This is a genomic window from Massilia sp. P2_C2 (assembly GCF_056404615.1).
Map to the genome: position 1 here is coordinate 1 of NZ_JBFUDR010000309.1, position 7,069 is coordinate 7,069.

A 7,069-nucleotide genomic window follows, 5' to 3' on the forward strand; every position below is an offset into this window, starting at 1 on the left:
GGAGACATGGTCCCATCACGTATCACCGTCGCGGCCGCCGCGGCCGGCCTGGCCGGCGCCCTGCTCTGCACGGCCGCCGCCGCCCAGCGCTCCGTGCCCGGGACGACGCCCGCCGGCACGCCCAAGGACGCGCAGACGCGCATGCTGGAATCGGGCGCCAGGATTCTGCAGGGCAACGCGCCGCTGGCCGGGTTCGACATCTACCTGAACGGCTTCCACCCGATGAAGGACAATCCCGAGATGCAGGTCGAGGCGCACCATTTCTGCCGCCAGATCAACGAAGACCTGGCGCAATGCGTCCTGTTCGACGGCAACACGCGCACGGCGAACCTGAACGGCATCGAATACATCATCTCGGAAAAAATGTACGCCATCCTGCCGCCCGAGGAGCGCCAGTACTGGCATCCGCACAACGGCGAGATCCTCAGCGGCCAGTTGATCGCACCCGGCCTGCCGGCGGCGGCGGAGCACGCGTTGATGAAGAAGAAGATGAACAGCTACGGCAAGACCTGGCACGTGTGGAATACGGGTGTCAACGGCAAGACGGGCGACAGCGTGCCGCTGGGGCCGCCGATGCTCGCGTGGTCGTTCAACCGTGACGGCGAAATGCTGCCGAACCTGCAGGAAGAACGCGATACCCGGATGAAGGTGCATACTGGCGACAAGCGCAAGGCGCGCGCCGACCTGAAGCCGCTCGCGCATCCGCAGGGTGGCGTCGACGTATTGAAGGGACAGTTCCCGCGGCCGACGCAGGACATCCCGGGCGTCGTCGACAGCGCGCCGCGCCCCCGCTGACGCCAGCAACAATCTATTGCTTTATAGATTGTAATTTTATAGAATGAGCGCATGGACACCCGTACCCATCCCCAGGTGGACGCCATGCGTGCCGCCGCCGCCCAGGCCGGCGGCCTGCTGAAGGCGCTCGCGAATCCGGATCGCCTGCTCTTGCTGTGCCAACTCACCCAGGGCGAACAGACCGTGGGCGCGCTGGAGGCGGCGCTCGGCATCCGTCAGCCGACGCTGTCGCAGCAGCTGGGCGTGTTGCGCCAGGAAGGCCTCGTGGCCACGCGCCGCGACGGCAAGCAAATCCATTACAGCGTGGCGAGCCCGGAAGCGCTTGCCGTGCTGCGGCTGCTGTACCAGCTTTACTGTCCCAAGGAGGACTGATCATGCAAATCGACTGGCTCCACTTCACCCCGTGGGATGCGCTCGCGGGCGGCATCCTGATCGGCCTGGCGACCGCGCTGCTGCTGATCGCCAATGGCCGCGTCGCCGGCATCAGCGGCATCCTCGGCGGCCTGCTGCGCCCGGCGCGCGGCGACATCGCCTGGCGCCTGTGCTTCGTGCTCGGGCTGTTCCTCGCGCCGCTCGTCTGGCTGACGATGCGCGCGATGCCGCCCGCGCAGATCGACCACTCGCCCGCCATGCTGGCCATCGGCGGCCTGCTCGTGGGCATCGGCACGCGCTTCGGCTCCGGCTGCACGAGCGGCCATGGCGTGTGCGGTATYGCGCGCCTGTCGCCGCGTTCCCTGCTGGCCACCGCGTGTTTCATGGCGGCCGGTTTCATCACCGTATTCGTCGTGCGCCATGTCGTGGGGCACTAAAGGAGCGACCATGAACCTCGTCACCGCCTTCGTGTCCGGCCTGCTGTTCGGCGCCGGCCTGATCCTCTCCGGCATGAGCAACCCGGCCAAGGTGCTCGCCTTCCTCGACGTGGCCGGCGCATGGGATCCGTCGCTGCTGTTCGTGATGGTGGGCGCGATCCTCGTCGCCGCCTTCGCGTTCCGCTACGCCCGCACGCGCGTGCGCCCCCTGTTCGGCCACCGCATCCACGTGCCGGGCGCCGGCCGTATCGACATCCCGCTCGTGCTGGGCAGCGTCACGTTCGGCATCGGCTGGGGGCTGGTCGGCTATTGTCCCGGCCCGGCGCTAACGGCGCTGGCCGTCGGCGGCCGCTCCACCTTGCTGTTCGTTGCCGCGATGGTGGCGGGCATGGCAATATTCGAGGTAGCCGAGCGCATCCGTGCCAGCCGCCGTGACYCCAACCTTGCTGGTCCGCACGTCGCGGCCGGTCCAACGGGAGAGTGAATGCAGATGAATCCGATCCAGCTGTTCGACGCGGTGTCGTCGACGTACACGTACCTCCTCACCGCGCCGGGCAGCGATGCCGCCGTCATCATCGACCCGGTCGACCACCATTGCGAGCGCGACCTCGCCCACGTGGCACGGCTCGGCTTGCGTCTGGAATACATCATCGAGACCCATGTGCATGCCGACCACGTGACGTCGGCGGGACGACTGCGCCAGTTGACGGGAGCGCATACCGCCGTCCCGGGTGGCTGCGAGGTGCCGCCGGCCGAGGTGCAGCTGCGCGACGGCGACGTCATCCGCTTCGGCGGCGGCGAGACGATCACGGTGCTGCACACGCCCGGCCACACGGCGGGCAGCATGTGCTACGTCTGGCGCGGCAATGTGTTCACGGGCGACACCCTGTTGGTCGACGGTTGCGGCCGCACGGATTTCCAGGGCGGCAGCGCGGCGGCACTGTACGACAGCATCACGACGAAGCTGTTCGCCCTGCCGGATGCGACGCGCGTGTGGCCGGGGCATGACTACAAGGGCCAGGCCGTGTCGACCATCGGCTGGGAAAAGGCGCACAACGCGCGTCTATCCGGCCGCGGACGGGACGATTTCGTTGCGCTGATGAACGGGTTGCATCTGCCACAGCCGAAACTGATCGACATCGCCGTGCCGGCGAACCGCAATCTCGGGCTGCCGCATGGTGTTTGACGCATCTTTATCGTGATCCGTCACGTTAAAACGACCGCTTTGCATGGCCGGCGGCCACAGGCACGACCGTCTCCATTAGAATCCGTTTCTTTTTGACGTCCTCCCCACTCTGAAGGACGGGGATTCCTACAGCTAGCGTCGCACGTCCGCGACGGAGAATGTTTATCGCAGCATTGGTATCGCGATCATGTCGACAACCGCAAACACTACACTGCCAATCTCTTATTCCAAGGTCTGCGATACCTTTCGGCCGCGAATCGGGCATGGCGCCGCAATCCGAACAGACCTGGGTAGTAAAACTTTCATCGACTTCCTCGAACCAGGCGCCATGCYTAACAGCCTTGTACGCCAGTTGATGTCGGAAGGTCGACCAGCCGGCATCGAGAACAGACTTCGCCATGCCGGTCCTGGCGAGTCTGGCGGCGGCGACATTGCCGACCGCGATGTAGTCGAATTGCCGGACAATGCGGTCCGACAGCTTGTGCAGGAAGTCGCTGCGACGGTTTGCAATCTTYGCGTGGATCGCCTGGACGCGCCGCTTCTTGTTGGCGCGCTGCGCCAACGCAAGYGCTTCTTCGGCACCACGATAGATCCGCTGCGCTTCTATCTTTTCGCCCGTGGAAAGCGTCGCGAAGTCTTTCAGGCCGAGGTCGATACCGACACCGTGCAGCGGTTGCCGGGCATCGATATCGGGCGCGGCCACGTCGATCACGATATTCAGGTACCAGTGCCCGCGCGCGTCGCGCGARAAGTTGGTGCCGTCCCTGATCTTCCCTTCGGGCAGCGGCCGGCTGTTGAAGACGCGGAAGGTATTGCCCGCGAAGCGAAAGGCATCGCCTTCCCGCTTCAGTTCCCGCCCCTTGATCGGTACCCAACCCAAGGAACGCTTGCCGCGATAGCGAAGATAAGGCCGCTTCATTTGCGAACGCGATTTGGCGTACTGTTCGCAGACCGCRTTSACSGTCCCGGAATGCAAGCCCAGTTCCTTGCTGCTGCCGGTCGTCAGCTTGTTCAGGTCGAAACCCGACAGCCAGGGGCGGCCAAAACGCAGCGCATCCTTTTGCCGRTCRTTGCAGTAATTCCAGACAAMGTTACACGCATGCGACTGCCTGTTGAGCAGCCCGTTAAGGGATTTCACGCGGTAACGATAAACAAGAATCATGCTGTGACTATATACAGCATTTTTGACAACCGAAAGGCATCGATTGCTGCGCAATCGGCTCCTTTCCTCCCCGCCCTGAAGGACGGGGTTTCTCGGAGTACCTGATGAAGAATGTGTTGAAACTGGCAAGCGCGGGCGTGGTCGCCGGGGTGTTGTCCATGGCGGCCTGGAGTGGCCCGGCCGTCGCGGCGGAGGACCATCCGGCCGTCAAGCGCCCGTTCGACCTGCCGCCGTCGGCTGACCTGAACTACGCCATCGGCGCACGCCAGCACGGGTTCAGCCTGAGCGGCGATGCGCTGCTGACCTGGCGCGCGAGCGCCACGAAGTACACCATCAGCGCCGAGTCGCGCGTGGCGATGCTGGGCAAGCTGACGGAAAACCGCAGCACGGGTGTCGTCGACGCCTGGGGCCTGGCCCCGACCGAGTACTTCGACAAGCGCTTCCGCAAGGACCCGACGACGGCCACCTTCGACCGCGACGGCAAGACCATCACGTTCAGCGAGGGCGACAAGTCGTATCCGATCAGGGGCGGCGAGCAGGATCGCGTATCGATCTCCTGGCAGCTGGTGGCGGTCGCCCGGGCCGCGAAGGACAAGTTCAAGCCGGGCTCGGAATGGCGGTTCTTCGTCATCGGCCCGCACGATGCCGATCCGTGGACCTTCCGCGTGGTCGGCCGTGAAAAAGTCCAGGCCGGGGCCGCGTTCGGCGAGGTGGATGCCGTCCACGTGATGCGCGCGCCGCCGCCGGGTTCGAAGGACCAGGCCCTCGACCTGTGGCTGGCGCCCGGACTCGAATGGTATCCGGTCAAGCTGCGGTTCAGCGACAACGACCGGGATTACGTCGAGCAGACGCTGGAAAAGATCACGAAGAAATAACCGTCGGCCAGTCGCAGACGTAGTCCGGCGCCGCGACCGTGCAATGCGCGTCCGGCACCGGTGTCCCGCGCGCCTGCGCGAGGGGCAGTACGCCGGCCCAGGCCGCGATGCCCAGGTCTTCCTCGTCGTCGTCGGGCGGACCGCTGCGCGTCTTGCAGGCTGCCTCGGCCAGCGGGATGCACATGACGGTCGTGGCCGCGTATTCCTTGTCGTTCCCCGGCCGCACCTCGGCTTGCCGGCCCGGCGCCAGGTGGTCCATGAAGTCTTCCAGCGCCTGCCGCTTGGCCGGCTCCCCGACGGTCTCGAAACGGCCGTAGATCATCGCGCTGCGGTAATTCATCGAATGATTGAAGGCGGAGCGCGCCAGCACGAGGCCGTCCAGGTGCGTGATCGTCACGCAGCAATCCTGTTCGGCCAGGCGCTGCAGCATGCGGCTGCCGTTCGAGCCGTGGATGTACAGGAAATCGCCGCCGCGCCAGCAGGCGGTGGGGATGCAGTGCGTGCCGTGCGCGTCGGTGAAGGCGATGTGGCAGACGTAGGCGGCATCGACGATGGCGTGCAGCAGGGCGGGATCCCAGGATGCTTTGGATGCGCCGCGCTTGACTTCGGTACGGGTGGAAGGAGCAGTATTCATGGCCTCGATGGTGTGGATGGAAGCCCGACTATAATCTGCGGCATGGCTCCCGGAACAGGTCCAGAGGCGATGAATTTCATAGAGCCACGATGGACTACGCACTACTGCTCGACGCCTTCGGCCGCGTCCACGCGCGCCATGCCTGGCCGCGCCAGCGCCTGCTGCACGAATGCCTGCGCGCGGCGATCCGCGACGGCACGCTGGCGGCCGGCACTTGGGCCATGTCGCCGTCGTGGAAGGTGCCTCGGCGGGCATGCACCTGGCGCTGCGCCTGCCCGGCGGGCCGGCGTGCAATGGCCTGCTGCTCGGTTACGCGCAAGTGCCGGCCGACCGGATGGACGAACTCGTGCGGCGGCTCGCCGATGTAGGGTGGGCGGCCTCCGCCCACGCGGACGTTCGCGTCATGCATGCGTAACGCGTGGGCACAGGAGTGCCCACCCTACGTCATCGTGATATGCAATGCGTAGGGAAAAAGCTCATTCTTCCGGCCCCGGATCGTCCGGGTTGTCATTTTCCCAATGCAGGACCATCTCCTTGGGCGCACTGCCGATCTTGACGGTGCGCTTGAACGTCTTGCCCTCGGCCGCCGCGCTGATCCGATAAGTGCCCGGCGGCAGCTTCGCAAAGAACATCGGCCCCGTGTTCGCCGCGCTCACCAGGGCGTTGCCCTTGGCGTCCATGATGTCGAGCTGGACGTCGGAACGGTAGGCGCCGCTCTGCTTGGTGGCAAAGGTCAGCTGCAGGTTGTAGTCGGCGCGCAGGGCCTGCATCGTGGCCTGCTCTTCCTGGCCGACGCCGCCATTGACATAGGTGATGCCGTTCTGTTGCTTGGGGGTGGGGGCCGCCAGGGTGGCGGTCGACGTCAGGCAGGCGGCCAGCACGACGGCTGCGGCTACAAGTGTGCGTTGCATGGCATTCCTCCTTGTTAAATGTAAATTTCGCAACGTTCATTATTATGCGAACCACAGATGGGCGGCGCGCGGCTGAGGTTGCTTGATTGACATTCAAGCGGCGCTTCGCACCGTTGCATATTCGCCAGATGTGAACCCCGGCAAGCCGTTCCGTATAAGTTGCCAAGCCTTAACTGATATACTGGCGCCCCCGCGCCCGCCGGCTTCCTGTGCCGCGCGCGACAGCAGACTGGTAAGCCTTACGATGATCGACAACCTGGCGGCAGCCGCCGCCGACTCCCAATTCCCAGCGCTCGAAGAGCTCGACCCGCTGCAGACCCACTTCCAGGAGGGGGTGGCGCCGGACGAGATCGAGCAGGTGTATCACCTCAAGCGCGCGCAGCCGATGCTGCAGGCGTTCACGGCGCTGTTCCACGGCTCGCAGGACGGCGTCATCGTGCGCCTGCTCGTGCTGCGCGAACTCGCGTCCGATGCGATGGATTCCGCGTTCTCGCGCGCCGACATCAACACGAAGTTCGCCTACCTGATCCCGGAAAGCCTGGAGACGGTGCTGGGCCGCCTGCGCAGCCACGGCCTGCTCGCGTGGGACAACCCGGCCGCCGTCTACCGGATCACGCCGCTGGCGCGCAACGTGCTGGCCGCGCTCGATACCTTGCTCGCCCTCGGCAAGCCGGACGAGGACGAGGCCGAGATGGGC

General features: G+C 65.5%; 10 protein-coding genes and 1 pseudogene. 8 read left to right on the forward strand and 3 right to left on the reverse strand.

All coding sequences use genetic code 11. From position 1 onward, the window contains the following. The 5 genes from AC1DYX_RS25515 to AC1DYX_RS25535 form a co-directional block, all read left to right on the forward strand. On the forward strand, positions 1 to 795 hold a 795-nt coding region (locus AC1DYX_RS25515; RefSeq protein WP_477264083.1), incomplete at its 5' end, for an OBAP family protein. A gap of 51 nt (positions 796 to 846) precedes the next feature. After that, positions 847 to 1,167 (forward strand): ArsR/SmtB family transcription factor, encoded by a 321-nt coding sequence (locus AC1DYX_RS25520; RefSeq protein WP_477264085.1) that lies wholly within the window; start codon positions 847 to 849, stop codon positions 1,165 to 1,167. 2 nt (positions 1,168 to 1,169) lie between these two features. Then, positions 1,170 to 1,604 carry a YeeE/YedE family protein gene (locus AC1DYX_RS25525; protein WP_477264087.1) on the forward strand — a complete coding sequence of 145 codons (435 nt, stop codon included), beginning with the start codon at positions 1,170 to 1,172 and terminating at the stop codon, positions 1,602 to 1,604. Positions 1,605 to 1,614: 10 nt separating this feature from the next. Beyond that, on the forward strand, positions 1,615 to 2,088 hold the full coding sequence (locus tag AC1DYX_RS25530; protein ID WP_477264089.1) for a DUF6691 family protein: 474 nt from the start codon (positions 1,615 to 1,617) through the stop codon (positions 2,086 to 2,088). Further along, on the forward strand, positions 2,089 to 2,790 hold the full coding sequence (locus tag AC1DYX_RS25535) for an MBL fold metallo-hydrolase (RefSeq protein ID WP_477264091.1): 702 nt from the start codon (positions 2,089 to 2,091) through the stop codon (positions 2,788 to 2,790). Between the two features lie 25 nt (positions 2,791 to 2,815). Here AC1DYX_RS25535 and AC1DYX_RS25540 read toward each other — a convergent pair whose 3' ends face one another. Beyond that, complete coding sequence (locus AC1DYX_RS25540) at positions 2,816 to 3,952, reverse strand: RNA-guided endonuclease InsQ/TnpB family protein (protein WP_477264094.1); 1,137 nt, start codon at positions 3,950 to 3,952, stop codon at positions 2,816 to 2,818. A 104-nt stretch (positions 3,953 to 4,056) separates the two neighbouring features. Here AC1DYX_RS25540 and AC1DYX_RS25545 point away from each other — a divergent pair, with 104 nt between their 5' ends. Continuing rightward, complete coding sequence (locus AC1DYX_RS25545; RefSeq protein ID WP_477264096.1) at positions 4,057 to 4,827, forward strand: DUF3108 domain-containing protein; 771 nt, start codon at positions 4,057 to 4,059, stop codon at positions 4,825 to 4,827. Here AC1DYX_RS25545 and AC1DYX_RS25550 read toward each other — a convergent pair. Continuing rightward, entirely contained in the window at positions 4,814 to 5,461 is a 648-nt protein-coding gene (locus tag AC1DYX_RS25550) for a pyridoxamine 5'-phosphate oxidase family protein (RefSeq protein WP_477264098.1), read from the reverse strand. The genes AC1DYX_RS25545 and AC1DYX_RS25550 overlap by 14 nt on opposite strands. Positions 5,462 to 5,550: 89 nt before the next feature. Between AC1DYX_RS25550 and AC1DYX_RS25555 the strand changes: the two genes are divergently transcribed. Further along, positions 5,551 to 5,829 (forward strand): hypothetical protein, encoded by a 279-nt coding sequence (locus AC1DYX_RS25555; protein ID WP_477264100.1) that lies wholly within the window; start codon positions 5,551 to 5,553, stop codon positions 5,827 to 5,829. Positions 5,830 to 5,937: 108 nt separating this feature from the next. Here AC1DYX_RS25555 and AC1DYX_RS25560 read toward each other — a convergent pair whose 3' ends face one another. Further along, positions 5,938 to 6,372: a hypothetical protein gene (locus AC1DYX_RS25560; RefSeq protein ID WP_477264102.1), complete on the reverse strand. Its 435-nt coding sequence runs from the start codon at positions 6,370 to 6,372 to the stop codon at positions 5,938 to 5,940. A gap of 244 nt (positions 6,373 to 6,616) precedes the next feature. On the opposite strand from AC1DYX_RS25560, the pseudogene AC1DYX_RS25565 reads away from it, so the two are divergent. After that, positions 6,617 to 7,069: pseudogene (locus AC1DYX_RS25565) on the forward strand (hypothetical protein); the annotation flags it as partial.